Origin of the sequence: Desulfovibrio sp. SGI.102, from assembly GCF_050314315.1 — a bacterium.
Taxonomy (GTDB): domain Bacteria; phylum Desulfobacterota; class Desulfovibrionia; order Desulfovibrionales; family Desulfovibrionaceae; genus Desulfovibrio.
Genome location: NZ_JBNPNC010000001.1, coordinates 41,019 through 58,457, shown reverse-complemented (window position 1 = coordinate 58,457; position 17,439 = coordinate 41,019). Strand labels below are relative to the sequence as shown.

The 17,439-nt window shown below is 60.6% G+C and carries 17 protein-coding genes and 4 tRNA genes; 2 read left to right on the top strand and 19 right to left on the bottom strand.

From position 1 onward, the window contains the following. Positions 1-521 precede the first annotated feature (521 nt). From rplL to ACQRCJ_RS00235, 15 genes are all read right to left on the bottom strand, one after another. Positions 522-908 (bottom strand): 50S ribosomal protein L7/L12, encoded by a 387-nt coding sequence (rplL, locus tag ACQRCJ_RS00305; RefSeq protein WP_006003610.1) that lies wholly within the window; start codon positions 906-908, stop codon positions 522-524. Between the two features lie 59 nt (positions 909-967). Next, positions 968-1,492, bottom strand: a complete 525-nt coding sequence (gene rplJ / locus ACQRCJ_RS00300) for a 50S ribosomal protein L10 (RefSeq protein ID WP_427799154.1) — start codon at positions 1,490-1,492, stop codon at positions 968-970. A gap of 187 nt (positions 1,493-1,679) precedes the next feature. Further along, complete coding sequence (rplA, locus tag ACQRCJ_RS00295; protein WP_040368907.1) at positions 1,680-2,387, bottom strand: 50S ribosomal protein L1; 708 nt, start codon at positions 2,385-2,387, stop codon at positions 1,680-1,682. Positions 2,388-2,496: 109 nt separating this feature from the next. After that, complete coding sequence (rplK, locus tag ACQRCJ_RS00290; protein WP_006003616.1) at positions 2,497-2,919, bottom strand: 50S ribosomal protein L11; 423 nt, start codon at positions 2,917-2,919, stop codon at positions 2,497-2,499. 50 nt (positions 2,920-2,969) lie between these two features. Next, positions 2,970-3,545, bottom strand: a complete 576-nt coding sequence (nusG, locus tag ACQRCJ_RS00285) for a transcription termination/antitermination protein NusG (RefSeq protein ID WP_006003618.1) — start codon at positions 3,543-3,545, stop codon at positions 2,970-2,972. Positions 3,546-3,553: 8 nt separating this feature from the next. Further along, the gene (gene secE, locus ACQRCJ_RS00280) at positions 3,554-3,790 is read right to left on the bottom strand and encodes a preprotein translocase subunit SecE (RefSeq protein WP_006003620.1); all 237 of its coding nucleotides are present in this window, start codon (positions 3,788-3,790) and stop codon (positions 3,554-3,556) included. Positions 3,791-3,813: 23 nt separating this feature from the next. Next, positions 3,814-3,890 (bottom strand) — tRNA-Trp (locus tag ACQRCJ_RS00275). 45 nt (positions 3,891-3,935) lie between these two features. Then, complete coding sequence (gene rpmG, locus ACQRCJ_RS00270; protein ID WP_072334080.1) at positions 3,936-4,085, bottom strand: 50S ribosomal protein L33; 150 nt, start codon at positions 4,083-4,085, stop codon at positions 3,936-3,938. 4 nt (positions 4,086-4,089) lie between these two features. Next, the gene (gene tuf, locus ACQRCJ_RS00265) at positions 4,090-5,283 is read right to left on the bottom strand and encodes an elongation factor Tu (protein ID WP_168935186.1); all 1,194 of its coding nucleotides are present in this window, start codon (positions 5,281-5,283) and stop codon (positions 4,090-4,092) included. Between the two features lie 173 nt (positions 5,284-5,456). Further along, positions 5,457-5,532: transfer RNA gene (locus ACQRCJ_RS00260), tRNA-Gly, on the bottom strand. A 145-nt stretch (positions 5,533-5,677) separates the two neighbouring features. Next, positions 5,678-5,763: transfer RNA gene (locus ACQRCJ_RS00255), tRNA-Tyr, on the bottom strand. Positions 5,764-6,022: 259 nt separating this feature from the next. Beyond that, the gene (locus ACQRCJ_RS00250; protein ID WP_419008837.1) at positions 6,023-7,291 is read right to left on the bottom strand and encodes a PqqD family peptide modification chaperone; all 1,269 of its coding nucleotides are present in this window, start codon (positions 7,289-7,291) and stop codon (positions 6,023-6,025) included. A gap of 2 nt (positions 7,292-7,293) precedes the next feature. Further along, a complete protein-coding gene (locus tag ACQRCJ_RS00245; protein WP_289615854.1) occupies positions 7,294-7,698 on the bottom strand; it encodes a hypothetical protein in 405 nt (134 codons plus the stop codon). 347 nt (positions 7,699-8,045) lie between these two features. Continuing rightward, positions 8,046-9,482: a sodium:solute symporter family protein gene (locus ACQRCJ_RS00240; protein WP_427799153.1), complete on the bottom strand. Its 1,437-nt coding sequence runs from the start codon at positions 9,480-9,482 to the stop codon at positions 8,046-8,048. Between the two features lie 47 nt (positions 9,483-9,529). After that, complete coding sequence (locus tag ACQRCJ_RS00235; protein WP_427799152.1) at positions 9,530-9,967, bottom strand: MarR family winged helix-turn-helix transcriptional regulator; 438 nt, start codon at positions 9,965-9,967, stop codon at positions 9,530-9,532. Between the two features lie 369 nt (positions 9,968-10,336). Here ACQRCJ_RS00235 and ACQRCJ_RS00230 point away from each other — a divergent pair, with 369 nt between their 5' ends. Together ACQRCJ_RS00230 and ACQRCJ_RS00225 are read left to right on the top strand one after the other, a co-directional pair. After that, positions 10,337-12,124: a 3'-5' exonuclease gene (locus ACQRCJ_RS00230; protein WP_427799151.1), complete on the top strand. Its 1,788-nt coding sequence runs from the start codon at positions 10,337-10,339 to the stop codon at positions 12,122-12,124. Positions 12,125-12,241: 117 nt separating this feature from the next. After that, positions 12,242-12,317 (top strand) — tRNA-Thr (locus tag ACQRCJ_RS00225). Between the two features lie 224 nt (positions 12,318-12,541). On the opposite strand, the gene ACQRCJ_RS00220 is transcribed toward ACQRCJ_RS00225, so the two are convergent. The 4 genes from ACQRCJ_RS00220 to prmC form a co-directional block, all read right to left on the bottom strand. Next, positions 12,542-13,222 carry a phosphoribosylaminoimidazolesuccinocarboxamide synthase gene (locus tag ACQRCJ_RS00220; RefSeq protein ID WP_006003800.1) on the bottom strand — a complete coding sequence of 227 codons (681 nt, stop codon included), beginning with the start codon at positions 13,220-13,222 and terminating at the stop codon, positions 12,542-12,544. A gap of 452 nt (positions 13,223-13,674) precedes the next feature. Next, positions 13,675-15,036 (bottom strand): alanine/glycine:cation symporter family protein, encoded by a 1,362-nt coding sequence (locus tag ACQRCJ_RS00215; protein ID WP_304014807.1) that lies wholly within the window; start codon positions 15,034-15,036, stop codon positions 13,675-13,677. Between the two features lie 721 nt (positions 15,037-15,757). Next, positions 15,758-16,222 carry a hypothetical protein gene (locus tag ACQRCJ_RS00210; RefSeq protein WP_168935431.1) on the bottom strand — a complete coding sequence of 155 codons (465 nt, stop codon included), beginning with the start codon at positions 16,220-16,222 and terminating at the stop codon, positions 15,758-15,760. Between the two features lie 335 nt (positions 16,223-16,557). Beyond that, the gene (gene prmC / locus ACQRCJ_RS00205; protein ID WP_297138176.1) at positions 16,558-17,406 is read right to left on the bottom strand and encodes a peptide chain release factor N(5)-glutamine methyltransferase; all 849 of its coding nucleotides are present in this window, start codon (positions 17,404-17,406) and stop codon (positions 16,558-16,560) included. Between the last annotated feature and the right edge of the window lie 33 nt (positions 17,407-17,439).

Genomic DNA, 17,439 nt, shown 5'->3' with positions numbered 1-17,439 from the left:
CGCCAGTCATGCCGCGATCCGAAGCGTACAATCTATATCTCTCAGTGGGATCCGGTTTTCACAACACGCAAAAAGGACAAACGACACTTCCCCGCGTTGCCGGCAGGGGTGAGGCCGCTTGTCTTGAAAGAAAAGGCTATGCGCGTCGGGCGTTATCTACCAGAAAAACCAGATACTTCTCCCACAACAGTTTTGGAACGAAGAGACATACCGCAAAAGCATGGTTTTTGCAAGCACTTTTTCCGCAGCCCGGAAGCGCCCCGGAAGGGAGAGGGGCGAGGGCGGGACGGCTGCCGTGAGCAGCCTGGGCAGTATCTACCATGCCTGTGCCGCCGGGGCAACGCCGAAAAAAAGAAACTCCGTCTTTTTTTGTATGGAAAAAGACGGAGCGTCAATGAAAAAAAAGCAGGCTGCATCAAAAAGACACAAAAGGGAACCCGCAAGATACCGGCCGACTGTGGGCAGACAATAAAAAAGGCGGGGTTTGCACCCCGCCTTCAAAAAGATCGGAAAAACCGAACTTACTTCACTTCGACAACAGCGCCGGCTTCGGTCAGCTGCTTCTTGGCTTCTTCGGCTTCTTCCTTGCTCACGCCTTCCTTCAGGGTGGAGGGGCAGCCGTCGACCTTTTCCTTGGCTTCCTTCAGGCCCAGGCTGGTCAGAGCGCGCACGACCTTGATGACGCCGATCTTGTTGGCGCCGGCTTCCTTCAGGATAACGTCGAATTCGGTCTTTTCTTCGGCAGCGGCAGCGGCGCCACCGTCAGCGGGGGCGGCCATCACCATGGCAGCGGCGGGAGCGGCAGCGGACACGCCGAACTTTTCTTCCAGTTCCTTGATGAATTCGGACAGTTCCAGGACGGTCATGTTGGAGATGAACTCAACAACCTGTTCTTTGGTCACGGACATGGTAAACTCCTAGCTCTTTGGCTAAAATTTGGTTGATTGCTTTTCTTGCTGCGAAAGCCTTAGGCGGCTTCGCCCTTCTTTTCTTCGATGGCCTTAAGCGCATAGAGCAGGCCGCGGAGAACGTTGGCGAACAGCGAAACAAAATTGGTGGGCACGGCGTTCATGGTGCCGAGCAGCTGACCAAGGAGCTGTTCCTTGGACGGCAGCTTGGCCAGGGCTTCAACCTGTTCGGCAGACATTTCCTTGCCTTCCAGGCTGCCGCAGCGCAGCTGGAACAGCTTGCTCTGCTTAGCAAAATCACTCAACGCCTTGGCCACCGCCACGGGGTCATCGAAACCAAGGGCAATGGCGCTGTTGTTGTGGAACTTGTCCTTGACAACGTCATGCGTGCCACCGGTAAAAGCGATACGGGCCAACGTGTTCTTGACGACGTAGAATTCGCCGCCAGCCTTGCGCAGGTTCACACGGAGGTTCGTCAGCTCTTCCACCGTCATGCCCTTGAACTCGGTCAGCACCGCAAAAGAAGCACGATCGGCATTCGCTTTGATCGCTTCAATGACGGCTGCTTTTTCAGACCTGGTCACGTGATACCTCTCACGTTCGGGGTTGCCGGGTGGAATGCCGAGCCAAAGATAAGTCTGGACAGGTGGATTAAAGGCCTTGCGGCCTGCCTGCCGTCTTCGACTCGAATTCCCTTGCCTTAGCCAGTAAATTCAAATGCGGGGATTGCTATTACTGCAATCCCCGCACGATGTCAACTAAAAAATGGGCTTAGCCTTCCAGGAATTTTTTCACCTGGGACATATCGATCTTGAAGCCGGGGCCCATGGTGGTGGACACAGCCATGGAGAGCATGTAGGTGCCCTTGGCGCCGGAGGGCTTCAGACGATTCACGGTTTCCAGCAGGGCCTTGAGGTTGCCCAGGATCTTTTCGGGACCGAAGGAAACCTTGCCCAGAGGAGCGTGCAGAACACCGGCCTTGTCGACCTTGAAGTCCACGCGACCGGCCTTCAGTTCGTTGACGGCCTTGGTCACGTCGAAGGTAACGGAACCGGTCTTGGCGTTGGGCATCAGGCCGCGGGGGCCGAGCAGACGGCCGATCTGGCCCACCAGAGCCATGACGTCAGGGGTGGCGACGGCGGCGTCGAAGTCCAGCCAGCCTTCCTTGACCTTGGCCACCAGGTCTTCAGCACCCACGAAGTCGGCGCCGGCGGCGGTGGCTTCGGCCTGCTTTTCACCCTTACAGAAAACGGCCACGCGAACGGTCTTGCCCAGGCCGTGAGGCAGGGTCACAGCGCCGCGCACCATCTGGTCGGAGTACTTGGGGTCAACACCCAGGCGGATGGCCACGTCGACGGTTTCGTCGAACTTGGCGAAGGAAGCGCCCAGGGATTTGCTCACAGCGTCTTCAACGCTCAGGCGTTCCTGCAGGTTCACGCCTTCGAGAGCTTTGCGAAAATTTTTGCCATGCTTGGGCATGTCTTTATCCTTTCGTTTTATCTCCTGCCACACATGGACTGCTCCAGGTCTGGCAGTACAATTGATCAACGAGGGGCAGCCAGGCTGCCGTCATCCGGTAAACCGGTCCCTACTTGATTTCGATGCCCATGCTGCGGGCGGTGCCGGCGATGGACTTCACAGCGGACTCAAGGGTGGCGGCGTTGAGATCGGGCAGCTTCAGCTTGGCGATTTCTTCCACCTGGGCCATGGTCAGGCTGCCAACCTTGTTACGGTTGGGTTCACCGGAGCCCTTTTCGATCTTGGCGGCCTTCATGATCAGCACCGCGGCCGGGGGAGTCTTGGTGATGAAGGTGAAGGAGCGGTCAGCGTAGACCGTGATGACCACAGGGATGATCATGCCCTTCTGGTCCTGGGTGCGGGCATTGAATTCCTTGCAGAAGCCCATGATGTTCAGGCCATGCTGACCCAGGGCGGGACCCACCGGCGGGGAGGGGTTGGCGGCGCCGGCCGGAATCTGCAGTTTGATTTTGGCAACTTCTTTTTTGGCCATGATGTTCTATCCTTATGACTGGAACAGCGCCCTGCGGCGCTGCTCCGATGCTAGCCCTTGGAAACCTGCACGAAATCCAGTTCCACCGGGGTTTGTCTTCCGAAGATGGAAACGGATACGCGCAGCTTGCCCTTTTCGTAGTTGACATCGTCCACGACGCCATTGAAGCCCTCGAAGGGGCCCTCGATAACCCGAACGTCGTCGCCGCGTTCGAAGTTGAACTTGGGCCGGGGGGTCTCCTGGCGACTTTCCATCAGCGAGAGGATGCGCGCGGCGTCACTTTCGCTCATGGGAGTGGGGCGGTTCTTACCCCCCACAAAACCGGTGACCTTGGGGATGGACTGCACCAGATGGCAGGAAAGATCCGTCATAATCATGCGGATCATCACATAGCCGGGGTAGAATTTGCGGGTACTGGTGCGAGGCTGCGAGCCGTTCTTGGAAGGTTCGATGACCTTTTCGGTAGGCACGACCACTTCCTGGATGAGGCCATTGTCCTCGCCGGAATCCATCATCGCCTTAATGGTCTTCTGCACGCGCTGCTCGAAACCGGAGTAGGTGTGCACGATGTACCAGCGAGACTTCTTCCCCAGTTCGGAGTTCTCGTCGATAACGGGAGTGTTCATATGTGCCTTTAGGAGAGGATGCTCTTGATGATGGCCGAAAGCCCCAGATCCACGAGGCCAAGCACGATCGCCATGACGGCAACAAAGCCCAGAACCGCAAACGTCGCTTTGCGCGTTTCCTTGAGCGTAGGCCACGTAACCTTACGCAGTTCGCCGCGAGAATCTTCGATATATTGCGCCAGGCGGGAGATGGGGTTGGGGGTCTGTTCGGTCTTGGAGTCGGCTTGCGCGGATTTCTTTACCATGGTGCTTCCCACAAGATAAAAAATGGCAGGGCAGGAGGGATTCGAACCCCCAACTTGCGGTTTTGGAGACCGCCGCTCTAGCCGTTAGAGCTACTGCCCTGCGTACCGTCAGGGGGGAGGGGTGCTCCCCCCTGCGGAAGTATTGTTACCTGGTTTCTCTGTGAAGCGTGTGCTTCTTGTCCCAGGGACAATATTTTTTCATTTCCAGACGCCCGGTGGTGTTCTTCTTGTTCTTCCGGGTGCTGTAGTTGCGACGCTTGCACTCAGTGCAGGCAAGGATGATATTCACTCTCATGGTACTACTCGATGATTTCGGTCACCACGCCGGAGCCCACGGTACGGCCACCTTCACGGATGGCGAAGCGCAGACCGGCTTCCATGGCGATGGGGGCGATCAGTTCCACCAGGAACTGGCTGTTATCGCCAGGCATGACCATTTCCACACCTTCGGGCAGGTTGATCACACCGGTGATGTCGGTGGTACGGAAGTAGAACTGAGGACGATAGCCGGAGAAGAACGGGGTGTGACGGCCACCTTCTTCCTTGGACAGGACGTACACTTCAGCCTTGAACTTCTTGTGGGGCGTGATGGACTTGGGAGCAGCGAGCACCTGGCCACGTTCCACTTCGTCACGCTTGGTGCCGCGCAGCAGCACACCGATGTTGTCACCAGCTTCGCCCTGGTCCAGCAGCTTGCGGAACATTTCCACGCCGGTGCAGGTGGTCTGGGCGGTGGGCTTGATACCCACGATTTCCACCACGTCGCCGACCTTGATGACGCCGCGTTCCACACGACCGGTCACCACGGTACCGCGGCCGGAGATGGAGAACACGTCTTCGATGGGCATCAGGAAGGGCTTGTCGATGTCGCGTTCGGGATCGGGGATGAAGTCGTCGCAGGCCTGCAGCAGGTCGATGATGCACTTGGCTTCAGGGGCGTCGGCGCTTTCGCATTCCAGGGCCTTCAGGGCGGAGCCGCGGATGACGGGCACGTCATCACCGGGGAAGTCGTAGGAAGACAGCAGTTCGCGCACTTCCAGTTCCACCAGTTCCAGCAGTTCTTCGTCGTCCACCAGGTCGCACTTGTTCAGGAACACGACCAGCTGGGGCACACCCACCTGACGGGCGAGCAGGATGTGCTCACGGGTCTGGGGCATGGGGCCGTCGGTGGCGGCCACCACCAGGATGCCGCCGTCCATCTGGGCGGCGCCGGTGATCATGTTCTTGATGTAGTCGGCGTGGCCGGGGCAGTCCACGTGAGCGTAGTGACGCTTGTCGGTTTCATATTCCACGTGGGCGGTGGCGATGGTGATGCCGCGTTCCTTTTCTTCGGGAGCCTTGTCGATCTCGTCGTAAGAAACGAAGCTGCCTTCGCCCTTCAGACCGGCGATCTTGGTGATGGCGGCGGTCAGAGTGGTCTTACCATGGTCGATGTGGCCGATGGTACCAATGTTAACGTGGGGCTTTTTGCGTTCGTATTTTTCCTTGCCCATTGTACGTCTCCCTGAGGATAAAATTTGTTGCGGTTACTGTACTTTCAACCTTGAGCATGGTTTCGAACGCCTGCTCCCGGTTTCTTGCCACTGCCCGCATAAGTCCCTGTGTTGTTGCCCAGGGAACGTGCTTTGACAGGAAAAAGGATGACTGGAAGGGAAAAATGCAGGAATGGAGCGGGAAACGGGATTCGAACCCGCAACCCTCAGCTTGGAAGGCTGATGCTCTAGCCGTTGAGCTATTCCCGCATCCTCGATGCGCGTTGTTTTGCAGGTCAGCGAACTGGCCCCCGGGTTTCGGCATTGCCCGGTACTGCACCGTAGTTCCCGACAGTCTACCTGTCTCCTACAGCCAAGGCAGTTGTTAGCATGTGCCACACTTCTTATTCAGAAGTGGTGGAGGGGGGTGGATTTGAACCACCGAAGTCTTACGACGACAGATTTACAGTCTGTTCCCTTTGGCCACTCGGGAACCCCTCCACTCTGAGTTGCAAGCGATGTTGGCTTGCAAGATTTTCAGTCTGGCGTGGGCTTGTCCGGCTTTGCTTCCGGTGCCCTGCTGCCCCGTTCGGCTTTCGCTTTCGTGAGGCATTCGTCAGCAGCAAGGATGTGTTTACGGAAAACCGGCCCCTTTGGCAAGCACTTTTTTGCATTTTTTCGATTTTTTTTCGTCAAAAAAATAAAAAGTAAATAAAAACAATATATTATTGGTACGCCTAAAAAGCCCGTTTTCCTTGCTTCAGGGGCTTTTATGGGCTTTTTCGATCAAGCGGGCTTTAAAAAGGGCCTGAAAAAGTTGTTTCAGCTCGTGCCGGATGCGTGTTTTGGGGACGTCAGGGAAGGTCTCGGCCAGCAGGGAAAGAGCCTCGTCACGTGAAAGGGGAGCGGAAAGCAGCTGCCAGACCACGGCTCCGGTGCCATCGAGACGAAAGATGTGGTTACCGTGGCTGTCCGTGAGGAAGATGCTTTGTCCTGCCTGCCGGCAACTCAGGCCCGGGCGCTGCTGCCACAGTGTCCTGCTGTCCCCCGCGTCGCCGACGGGCTCGGCTGCGGGAGGCCGGCCGGCTGAGGGACGAGCACAAGAGGCAGAAGAATCCGTCACAGGAGGAAAATCCGCAGGCAGGAGCGCAGCCGGGGGCAGCAAGGACGCCTGCTGTGCGAGGAGCTCTGCGGCTTCATCCAGGTCATCATAGCGGAGGATACGGCAGGGCAGGGTATCCAGCAGTTGCGAGCCCAGCCTGAGGACCTCCGGTGCACCGCCGTCGGGGATCAGGAAACGGGCCAGCACGTTGTCCATGCCGGTGGCGGCAGGGGCGGGCAGAAGAACAGCCCGGCTGCCGGGTGTGCGTTCCAGCAGGATCACGGCATCCGGGCCGTGGCGTTCGCCCCAGGGCGCCAGATCGTCCGGGGAGGGGGTCAGGTAGCCATAATAGCGATCACGTATGCCCGGACGTTCGTTCATGAAGCGTTTCAGAACTGGGGAAGAGGGCAGGGGCAGGCGCAGGCGGGGAGCTACGCCGAAGGAAAAGATTTTTCCCTGATGGAGACCCAACAGGTCGTCACCGAGCCCCCGGGCTGCATCGGCCATGAGACGGGTGACCAGCGTGCTTTTCCCGGCGCGGTTGTCGCCGCAGAAGATCAGGGTGCGCCCGTGCAGGCACACGGCTGCGGCATGGAGGGAAATCAGGCGGGGGCAGGCATGACAGCAGGCGGCCACCAGCTCGATGGCCAGGCTGCACAGCAGACAGGCCCGGGAGGGCTCGTAGCGGGGAGCGGGCAGCCAGGGAGAGCGCAGACGATAGCCGCGCCCCTGTGGAGTGATGGCCAGCAGGGGCGCAGTTTCGTGCAGGCCGGATGGCAGCGTCCCGGAGATGGTCGGGAGCCCTGCTGGTTGCGGGGCGTGCGGCCAGAGCCGGAAAAAAGCATCCAGTGCGGGTAGCAGGTCTTGGCAGTCATGCAGTCGCACGGCTCCCGGTACACCGGCAAAAAAGACGTCCTGGTGCGCCATGCCTAGTAGCGATCCGGCCGGAAGCCCCCCAGGGCGTCATTAAACGTGTCGCGCAGGCGATCCCCGGCCTCACGGTGCCAGCCTTCATTATAGCGGCCGTCGTAGCGACCGTCGTAACGGTCGTCATAACGGTCACGGTAATCATAGTTGCGGGAGGGGCGGGAATGACGGCGCGAGGGACGGCTGCGGCGGCTGCGCCTGGAGTAGCGGCTGCGCCGGGAATAATGGCTGCCGCGGGTATAGCGGCTACGGCGCCGGTGCGAGGGGCGGGAGTGGGCCTCGGCCTCATTGACGCAGAGCAGGACCGGCGTGGCATAGAGCAGGCCCGTGGCGACCAGACCGGCCAGGAAGGAACGGCGCTTGCTGCGGAGGCTGTCTTCGGAAGGGGCGGACGATTCTGTCTTCATAATGCCCTCCTGCCCGAGAGCGGGTCAGGTAAAAGTATCCTGAATAGCAGACGAAAAACGGCCTGTCAGAGATTGTGCCAGCAAAGCGGGGCCTTGCCAAGGGGGCTCCGCAAGTCTGACGGAGCCAGTCTGCTGCGGCAGGCATGAGCAAAGCGTCAGGGCGTGGCATGGCCGTACGCCCTGTGCCGGCATTTTATCGTCAAGGTATCGTCCGCCAAAGGATGCGGCTTTGCAGGGCATCCTTCCGGTCTGCTTCCATGTGCCGTGGCCGGTGGGGTGCCGGACATATCGCGGTGGCTCCCGCTGCGGGCTGCGTCCCGGCAGGCGCGTCACGGCACGGCATGCCGTCAGCAGGCCTGTTGCCGGGTCCGGGCCAGAAAGGCGTCGGCCTTGTGGTATTCCGGCTCATCCAGCAGGCTGGTCACGGTAAAGACCAGCAGGGAGAGGCAGACGCCCAGGATCACCTGCAGGGCCGACTGCTGCTCCCAGAAGGCGGGCAAGGGCATCCCCAGGAAGATGGTCAGATTGTACAGGCAGTAGGCCAGGCCGCAGAGCATGGAGCACAGGGCGCCCCTGCTGGTGCCGCGCCGCCAGAAAAAGGCCAGGACAAGCGGTACGAACACGCCGGTGGTGATGATGTCCGAGGCTATCCAGGTGATCTCGAAGATGGAACGGATGCGCAGGGAGATGAGGATGCCCACGGCCACGATGACCAGCGTGGCCAGCCGGGACAGGCGCAAGCGGGTCTTTTCGTCGTAGCTGCCGGGGAGCAGGTCCATGACCAGGGTCATGGCGCCGGTGTTGATGAGGGAGTCCATGGTGGACATGATGGCCGCCGAGATGCCCACGAAGACCACCGCCGCCAGCAGGGGCGACATGGAGCTTTCCACCAGGGCGGTGACCACGCCGCCCTTGGGCAGGGTGTCGAACAGGACGATGCCCGCCATGCCGGTAAGGACCACGATCAGGTACAGCGGGATGTAGACGAAAAAGCTCATGACCGTCATGCGCCGGGCGTCCCGCGTGTCGCGTGTGGCCGAGATGCGTTGCCAGACATTGGCCTGGATCATCCACGAGCAGCCGAAGGTGATGACGTACATCAGGTATTTGAGGGCGCCTGCGGTCAGGCTCATGAATTCCGGCCTGCCGCTGCGGGCCGCCGCCTCGGCGATGGGGCCCAGGCCGCCGCATTCCTGCATGGCCACCACGAAGACGGCCAGGGCGGACAGGAGCAGCAGCACGAACTGGATGATGTCCGTGAGCACCACGCCGCGAAAGCCCCCGAACATGGAATAGACCAGCACGATGAGCGTCCCGGCCAGCACGCCGCCCTCATAGCCCATGCCGAGGAAGGTCCCGAAAAAGTCCCCCACGGCCACCATCTGCGAGGCAGCGGAGAACAGCATGAAAAACAGGATCATCAGCGCCAGCAGCCGTGCCACGGGGCGGGAATAGCGGGTCTCCATCATGGCCCCCTGGGTCAGATAGCCCACGCTGCGGATGGCCCGTGCCCCCAGGCCCATGAGCAGGGTGGCCACCAGCACGGGCACGCCGTAGTACCAGAAGGCCCCCATGCCGTCGGCAAAGGCCAGATCCGCCGTGGACAGGGCCGAGCCCCCGCCCCACCATGAGGCGATGAAGGTGATGGACAGGGCCCAGAACGGCAGGCTGCGCCCGGCAAAGAAATAGTCTTCCACGTCGCTGTTCTTTTTTTCCTTGAGGACGACCAGCAACAGGATGACAAAATAGAGGACGAGCCCGATAAGGGAAGCGGTCTTGAGCATGGGATTCCGCGAATGGCTGAAAGTGGCGGGGCGTTGGGGACAGAGGATCAGCGGGCCAGATTGCGCAGGAGGCTGTCCAGCACAGCCATGCAGACGGCCTGATCCGTGGGCGGGATATCCTGCCAGAGCCTGCGGTGCAGTGCCGTGGAGATGTCCGTCTGGACATGGCGCAGGGCCTCGCCCCTGTCGCTCAGGGACACGAGCTGCACCCGTGCGTCCTGCGGCGAGGGACGGCGCCGGCAGTAGCCGCGCTCCTGCAGGGTATCCACCAGGCCCGTGACCGTGTTTTTTTTGCGGCCTATGCGCCGGGCCAGCGTGCTCATGGGCTGGGGGGATTCCTTGAACAGGGCATGGAGCACGGCCCCGTGGGCGGGCAGCAGATCGGTGATGCCGCGCCGGGCAAGTTCGTCGCAGATATGCTGGTTGGCCCGTTCCCGGATACGGGAGAGCAGGTCGATGATGTCATCAGGTGAAGTGGCAGGCATGGGGCCTCCGTGCAGGAATTCGGGCGTTTTTAGTTCGTGGGCGAACTAATGTCAACGGAAGAAGGGCAGCCGTCAGAGCTGCCCGATGGAATGCATCCTTTTCTTTTCCATTTTATGGAGCGGACAAGCGGGATAACAGGCAAAACAAGGAGGTCCTCATGGATAGGAACAGGCCTGTGTTTCCCTGTCCGCATTGCGGTTCCCGCCACACGACGCTGAGCCGGGCAAGCCTGTCTTTTTTGCCGGAATGGCTGCGCCGTCTGTTGCCCATATCCGGGACCTGTCCTGCGCAGGGCAGGATCATCCTCGCTTGCAAGGATTGCGGGAAAAGGTTCGTCATGTATATCATGTAGGGGGAGGGCCCCTGCCATGGCGACCATGTTTCCTGCTGATGTGACGTCGTTCCTGACGACCGGCGAAGAAGCAACGTACAGTTTTCTGCAACGCACGGCCCGGCCGGACGGCAAATTCCTGTGCTGGTACGCGCCGGATATCGAAGAGCGCGAGCCGGACTTCATCCTGCTGTCGCCCGATTGCGGCCTGGTGGTGCTGGAGGTCAAGGACTGGCTCATCGACCAGCTGCTGGAAGTGGACGGCAAAAGCGTGCTCCTGTCGGTCAACGGCCGGGAGGAACGGCGCAAGCAGCCTTTGGCCCAGGCGCGGGAATATGTGGGCAGCCTGCTCACCCTGTTGAACAAGCACGCGCCCCGCATGGCGGACGGCAAACCTTTGCTGCCCTGTCCCGTCACCGGCGGGGCGGTGTTGCCGCACATCAGCCGTGAGGAATTCCGGGCGGCCGGTCTGGGCGAGGTCATGGAGGAGGGCCGGATCATCTTCTGGGATGAACTGCACGAGGAGTCCCCGCTGCGGCGGGATGCCTCGGGCCGCAGTTTCGCGTGCTGGCTCGCGGAGCATTTCCCGCCCCTGTTCCCTTTCCAGCTCTCGGGTTCCCAGATCGACTGGCTGCGGGCCCGGATCTTCCCCGTGGTGCGGCTGGAACTGCCCGTACGCGGCGGGACGCATGCCTCGGCCCAGGACGAGACCATCCGCGCTCTGGACCGCGACCAGGAAAATCTGGCACGCGGCATGGGCGCCGGGAAACAGCTCATCATCGGGCCGTCCGGCAGCGGCAAGACGCTCATTCTGGCGCATCAGGCCTGGAACCTGCCGCGGGTGGACAAAAAGATCCGCCGTGTGCTGGTGACCTGCTTCAATCTGTCGCTGGTGGGCTACATCCGCCGCTTGCTGGCCCGCAAGGGCGCCAGCCTTGGCCCGGACGGGGTAGAGGTGGTGCCGTTTTACAGTGTTTGTGAACGTATCCTGGGCGAACCGCTGACCCATGCCGAGGAGAGCGAGTATTACAACATCATCGTGCAGGAGGCACAGGAGCGCCTGCAAGGGGAGCATCCGCTCAAAGGGCACTGGGATGCCATCCTGGTCGATGAGGGGCAGGATTTTTCCCCGGAGATGGCGCACGTCCTGCTGGCCTTGCTGCCGCCGCATGGGGTGCTGACCGTGGCCCAGGATGAACAGCAATGCCTGTACCAGCCGGAGGACAGCGGCTGGGAGAAAATGGGCATCGCCGGTCTGCGGCTGCGCCGTTTGCAACGCCAGTACCGCAACACACGGGCCATCGCCCGGATGGCCTTGCGTCTGCTGCCGGAAGGTGAGCACGTGCCGGAGCTGGCAGGTGCGGAAGGGGAAGCGCCCTGCTGGCTGCAAAGCGCCGATGCGCCTGCGCTGGTGCGCGACGTGGCGGATGCCGTGGCCACTCTGGTACGGGAGGGTGTGCCCATGAGCGAGATAGCGATCCTCTACGCCCATTCCCGCATGGAAGGGCTGGCGTCCAGCCTGCCGGAAAGCCTGCTGGAAGCGGTGGAGGCCCGGGGCGTCATGGCCCGCTGGGTGGCCCGGGATACGACCAGCAAGCGCTATTTCGACATCACCACGGACAGCGTCTGCATTTCCACCATCCACAGCGCCAAAGGTCTGGATTTTTCCCATGTCTTCCTGCTGGGCATGGATCGCCTCCAGCCGGAGAAGCCCCGCCAGCGGCGTCTGGCTTATGTAGGAATGACGCGCGCCCGGGAGCATCTGACGCTGGCTATTTGCGGCCGGGAAGGGCTCGTCCCCGTGCTGACAGCGGCAGAGCGGTAGGCGCTTGAGAGCCGTCTGCTGTCCTTCATATGCTGAGGCAGGAGAGCCGGCCGGTGAAAAGCCCCCTGTGCGAAAGCCCTTGCCAAGCGGTCAGGATTCATCTAAAAGAGGAGAGATGCTGGTGTGGCTCAATCGGTAGAGCAGCTGATTTGTAATCTGCAGGTTATGGGTTCAAGTCCCTTCACCAGCTCCAGGAAAAAGCAAAAAGCCCTTACGGAAAACTCCGTGAGGGCTTTTTTGTTATGGGCTTGTATATGTATGGGTACGGTTGGGTGGAAAGACGCCTGTTCATGCACGTGGAGGGTAGCCTCCTGTTCTCAGACACAAAAAAGCCCGGCATGGAGCATTCCATACCGGGCGAGCCTTGCAGGCGGATGCCGTCAGCCCGTCAGGCCGCGGCGGGGAGGTTCCTGCCGATTAGGCAAAGAACATCTTGGACAGGGTCATGGGATCGATGTACTTGCCGTCCTTGTAGACGCGCATGTTGCCGGAGGCGATCTCGTCGATGAGGATGACCTTGCCGTCGGCGTCATAGCCATATTCGAACTTGATGTCGTACAGGACCAGGCCCTTTTCCTTCAGGTCGTCGGCCACGATCTGGGTGATCTTCTGGGTCATGTCCTTGATGTCGTCGTACTGCTTGTCGGTCATCACGCCCAGGGCCACCAGGGCGTCCTTGGTGACCAGGGGGTCGCCCAGGGCATCGTTCTTGAAGGTGGTTTCCACATAGGCGGGCAGGTCGGCGCCTTCTTCGATGTAATCACCATAACGGCGGATGAAGCTGCCCACGGCCTTGTGGCGGCAGATCACTTCCAGGCCCTTGCCGAAGGGCTTGGCAGGCAGGACTTCCATGGTGGTGTCGGCCAGGTTGGCGCTCACATAGTGGGTCTTGATGCCGGCGGCATTGATCTTTTCGAAGAAGTAGATGGACATGCGCAGGTTCACGTCGCCCACGCCGTCGATGGTCAGGCCCACGGAGTTCTCGCCGGGATCGAAAACGCCGTCCTTGCCGGTGCAGTCATCTTTGAACTTCAGCAGATAGTTGCCGTTTTCCAGGGCATAGACGTTCTTCGTTTTGCCAGTGTAGATGAGCTCCATTTTCGATACCTCCGTGAAGCTATGGTGGGAGAAAAATTTTGCTTCGGCCCGGCAGGGCCGGTCAGAATCAAAAAATGTCCGGTATGCATATAATTATTATAGTGTGAAATCAAGCAGGGAATATGGGGGATATTTTTTACTGCATAAAGGCAATACATTAAGAAAAAGAGTGAGTAAATTTTTTATTTTTTATCTAATTTTATAAAAAAATCCTGTGCGATGGATGAAAAAAAATTCCATAAATGGCATTATTATGTAGTGTTACATTTGTTTTTTCTGTTTTTTGTTGCAGTATGTTGAAAGCATGATGGCTGCATCGGGACCACGCTTTGATTCCCGTACGCTTTTTTCCCTGATGCATGGCCCTGCGGCTGTCTGCGAGGCCTTGAAAAAAAATGAAAAAAGTCCCCTGGCCACGATGGTCAGGGGACTTTTTGTTTCAGGCAGGGACCCTACTTGTTGTCAGCCAGGTTGGCCTGTTCGAATTCGTCCAGGGCCTTGCTCACGACCTTGGCCAGACCGATGAGGGCGATAAGGTTGGGGAAGGCCATGAGGCCGTTGAACATGTCGGCCAGTTCCCACACCAGGTTCACCTGCAGCAGGGAACCCATGACGATGAAGCACATCACCACCACGCGGTAGGGGGTCACGCCGCGGGTACCGAACAGGTACTTGACGTTCTGCTCACCGAAGAAATACCAGCCCACGATGGTGGAGAAGGCGAAGAACAGCAGGCAGATGGCCACGAACTTGATACCAAAGGCACCCAGACCGGTGGAGAAGGCCTTCTGGGTCAGGGCGATACCGGTGGTGGTACCGTCCAGAGCGCCGGTGACGAAGATGACCAGGGCGGTCATGTTGAGCACGACGAAAGTATCGATGAACACGCTGACGATACCCATCAGGCCCTGCTGGGCGGGGTACTGCACCTTGGCCACGGCATGGGCGTGAGGCGTGGAACCCATACCGGCTTCGTTGGAGAACAGGCCGCGGGCCACACCGTAGCGGATGGCTTCCTTGACACCGGCACCGATGATGCCGCCGGTGGCGGCCGAAGGATCGAAGGCGCCCACAAAGATCATCTTGAAGGCGGGGATGATCTGGTCGGCATTGCTGAGGACCACGAACAGGCCGCCGATGACATACAGCAGGGCCATGAGGGGCACCATCTTTTCGGTCACGGCAGCGATGCGGCCGATGCCGCCGAAGAAGACGAAGGCACCGCAGGCGGCGATGATCAGGCCCATGACCAGGGGCGGCACGTCAAAAGCGGTCCTGAAGGCGTCGGCGATGGAGTTGGACTGCACCATGTTGCCGATGCAGCCCAGGGCGATGATGATGGAGACCGAGAAGAACACGGCCAGCTTGTGGCTGCCGAGACCTTTGGAGATGTAGTAGGCGGGGCCGCCGGTGATGTGGCCGGCGTCGTCGCGGGTGCGGTAGACCTGGGCCAGCACGGCTTCGGCAAAGATGGTGGCCATGCCGAAGAAGGCGGCGATCCACATCCAGAAGATGGCGCCGGGACCACCCATGGCGATGGCGGTGGCGGCACCGGCCAGGTTGCCTGTACCCACCTGGGCGGCGATGGCGGTGGCCACGGACTGGAAGGAGCTCATGCCGTGCTTGTCGGCGCGCTTGCCCTTCAGGGAAAGGTCACCGAAGAGCATGCGCACGGCCTGTCCGAACTTGCGGACCTGGATGAACTTCAGCCGGATGGTGAAGTATATGCCCACACCACATAGCAGCGGGATAAGGCAGTACATGCCCCAGATGAAGCTGTTGATGTTGGAGACAAGTTTCGTCAATTCTTCCATGGTTTCCCCCTCAGGCTATCCGGCCTGCATGTCATCCGGCAGGAGAACCCCGTGTCCGTCCGTCGTCTGGCAAGGCATGTCGAATATGGAATGATGGTGTCATGTTCCCGGCAACCTTCGCGAGATTCATGTATGGATGAATGATCTGCATCCATACGGGGCCAAAAAAACAGCGCGTCCTTTTTTCGTTCCGGGGTGGGCCCGGTACGGATGCCGGTACGGTGGTGTCCGGCGGGCAGGGGCGCTGTCGCTGTTCGCTATGGTTGTCGTCGATTTATCTATGCATGTGCGACATTAAACCGTAACGCGGAAAATGTCCATGCCGGAATTGATTGGGAATCATTTCCCAAGCATCGCGTGGAGAGCAAAAAAATATGCGTGATGCCGGCTTGTTGGCTGCCGTTTCTGGAAAAAGTCCTGCCCCGGGATGAGCGGATGGGAGCGCCCTCGCTCTTGCGGTCCGGAGAGGGACATGCAGCCCGTCAGGGACGGGAAAGACCGGGATCAGGGGCCGGGAGGGCGCGTGCCCCGGTAGTGGCGGACGCCGCAAAAAAGATCGCCGTCAGGGGGAAGGCATGGCAGGGCAGGGAAGGAGAGGCGGACGACAGGCGGACGGGGCTGGCGGATCCCGGTGATGGAAAAAATTGACCTGCATTCCCAAAAGGAAAATCAGCAAGGGAAAAAGAAAAAGGGACCGCACGGATGGCAGTCCCCAATGGCATCAGTCCTCGTCCCGGACGCTGCTGCGGCGTCTGCGGCGGGGCTTTTCTTCTTCCACTTCCTCGGGAAGGTCGGGCGTGGAGAGCTGTTCCCGGATGCGGTCGCGCTCTTCCCGGGGCTTGGCCACCAGGCGCAACTGCTTGACCAGCACCTTGCCGATGACCAGCACTTCTTCCACATCGGCCAGCTGTTCGAAGTCCGGGGCATCGGGGCTGAAATCTTCGGGAGCGTCCCGCAGTTCTCCAGAAGTCATCCTGAAAATATACATGACGTGCCTCCGTGGCAGCAGTTTTGAGTTTTTCGTATCCAGCTGGACAAAGGGCGACGTGCGTAACAGGGCCAGCCGTTCTTCCGTCATGGCGCGACAGGGGAAATGCCGGCAGGCCAGACAGGCCAGCAGGGGCCGCTGATGCCCCTTGAGCGGGCAGCGGATGGCTTTTTCCGTGGGGTCTGCGTATCTTCCCATGACGAACACCTTTGCCTTGCTATAGCAAAGAGTGCCTTCCGGGCCTAGCCGGGAAGAGGGAAATTTTTTCGCCGTGCCCGGCCTCGGCGCGCGCGACGTGCCCGGCGGAAGATACGGAGTGCCGGAGTGCTGCCCCGTCCTTTCCGTACAGGGTCGCTGCGGGGAGAGGAGCCGGAAAAATTTTATCAAGATGTGTGCAGCTCGCGGGCGGCACACATCGCAGGCCTCGCCGGCGGCGATGGCGTGTGCAGCAAGGGGAGCGGTGGTGCCTCTTGGTAGTGCCCTGCCGATGCGGGAGGGCAGGGACGCCCGCTGCTGCTGGTTCCTCCGGCGGATCAGTCCCGGCGGGCCCAGGTGCAGCGGTCCAGACCGGCCAGATCCTGCTCGGTGCGGGGCGCGCCGTAACCGGCCTCCATCAGCAGACGGCGCACGGCCTCGCCCTGGCGGTAACCGTGTTCCATGGCGATAAGGCCGCCCGGTTTCAGGGCCTGCTGTCCGGAACGGATGACGGCGTGCAGGTGGCGCAGACCGTCCTGCTCGGAAAAGAGCGCGCTGTGCGGCTCGTGATGCAGGACTTCCGCCATAACCTCGTCTTCTTCCGCAGCGGCGATGTAGGGCGGATTACTGACCAGCACGTCCAGCCCCTGCGGCAACAGCGGCGGCGTGAACATGTCCCCCCGTACCAGGGCCAGACGGTCAGCGGCCTGCAGGCTGCTGATGTTGCGGGCCGCCACGGGCAGGGCCCCGGCGCTGTATTCCAGCAGCAGGCCCCGGCTGTGCGGCAGCTCCAGAGCCAGCGTAATGCCGATGCAGCCCGTGCCCGTGCCCAGATCCGCAAAGCGCACCTCCCCGTGCCCCTCGCATTCCCGCAGCACGATCTCCAGCAGCAGCTCGGTCTCCGGCCGGGGGATGAGGGTCTGCGGGCTGACCTCGAAATCGCGGCCGAAGAACTCGCGCCGCCCGGTGATGTGGGCCAGCGGTTCACCGGCGCAGCGGCGGGTGGTCAGGGCGCGGATGGCGGCGGCTGCGTCGTCCGCCACAGGGGAGGGCATGGCCAGCATCAGGCCGATGCGGTCAAGGTGCAGCACATGGCCTGCCAGCAGGCGGGCCTCCAGCGCGGGGGCGTCCGTGTCTGCGGCGTGCAGGTCGCGGGTCAGCGAGGTCAGCAGTTCCTGAAGGGTCATATCCTTGTCCTGTGTGCGGCTGGGCAAAGCAAA

What these genes read in the sequence shown, in the direction of transcription:
- rplL (WP_006003610.1), bottom strand. Translation starts at nt 908, where the DNA reads ATGTCCGTGACCAAAGAACAGGTTGTTGAGTTCATCTCCAACATGACC.
- rplA (WP_040368907.1), bottom strand. Translation starts at nt 2,387, where the DNA reads ATGCCCAAGCATGGCAAAAATTTTCGCAAAGCTCTCGAAGGCGTGAAC.
- rplK (WP_006003616.1), bottom strand. Translation starts at nt 2,919, where the DNA reads ATGGCCAAAAAAGAAGTTGCCAAAATCAAACTGCAGATTCCGGCCGGC.
- nusG (WP_006003618.1), bottom strand. Translation starts at nt 3,545, where the DNA reads ATGAACACTCCCGTTATCGACGAGAACTCCGAACTGGGGAAGAAGTCT.
- secE (WP_006003620.1), bottom strand. Translation starts at nt 3,790, where the DNA reads ATGGTAAAGAAATCCGCGCAAGCCGACTCCAAGACCGAACAGACCCCC.
- rpmG (WP_072334080.1), bottom strand. Translation starts at nt 4,085, where the DNA reads ATGAGAGTGAATATCATCCTTGCCTGCACTGAGTGCAAGCGTCGCAAC.
- tuf (WP_168935186.1), bottom strand. Translation starts at nt 5,283, where the DNA reads ATGGGCAAGGAAAAATACGAACGCAAAAAGCCCCACGTTAACATTGGT.
- ACQRCJ_RS00250 (WP_419008837.1), bottom strand. Translation starts at nt 7,291, where the DNA reads ATGGCGCACCAGGACGTCTTTTTTGCCGGTGTACCGGGAGCCGTGCGA.
- ACQRCJ_RS00245 (WP_289615854.1), bottom strand. Translation starts at nt 7,698, where the DNA reads ATGAAGACAGAATCGTCCGCCCCTTCCGAAGACAGCCTCCGCAGCAAG.
- ACQRCJ_RS00240 (WP_427799153.1), bottom strand. Translation starts at nt 9,482, where the DNA reads ATGCTCAAGACCGCTTCCCTTATCGGGCTCGTCCTCTATTTTGTCATC.
- ACQRCJ_RS00235 (WP_427799152.1), bottom strand. Translation starts at nt 9,967, where the DNA reads ATGCCTGCCACTTCACCTGATGACATCATCGACCTGCTCTCCCGTATC.
- ACQRCJ_RS00230 (WP_427799151.1), top strand. Translation starts at nt 10,337, where the DNA reads ATGGCGACCATGTTTCCTGCTGATGTGACGTCGTTCCTGACGACCGGC.
- ACQRCJ_RS00220 (WP_006003800.1), bottom strand. Translation starts at nt 13,222, where the DNA reads ATGGAGCTCATCTACACTGGCAAAACGAAGAACGTCTATGCCCTGGAA.
- ACQRCJ_RS00215 (WP_304014807.1), bottom strand. Translation starts at nt 15,036, where the DNA reads ATGGAAGAATTGACGAAACTTGTCTCCAACATCAACAGCTTCATCTGG.
- ACQRCJ_RS00210 (WP_168935431.1), bottom strand. Translation starts at nt 16,222, where the DNA reads ATGGGAAGATACGCAGACCCCACGGAAAAAGCCATCCGCTGCCCGCTC.
- prmC (WP_297138176.1), bottom strand. Translation starts at nt 17,406, where the DNA reads ATGACCCTTCAGGAACTGCTGACCTCGCTGACCCGCGACCTGCACGCC.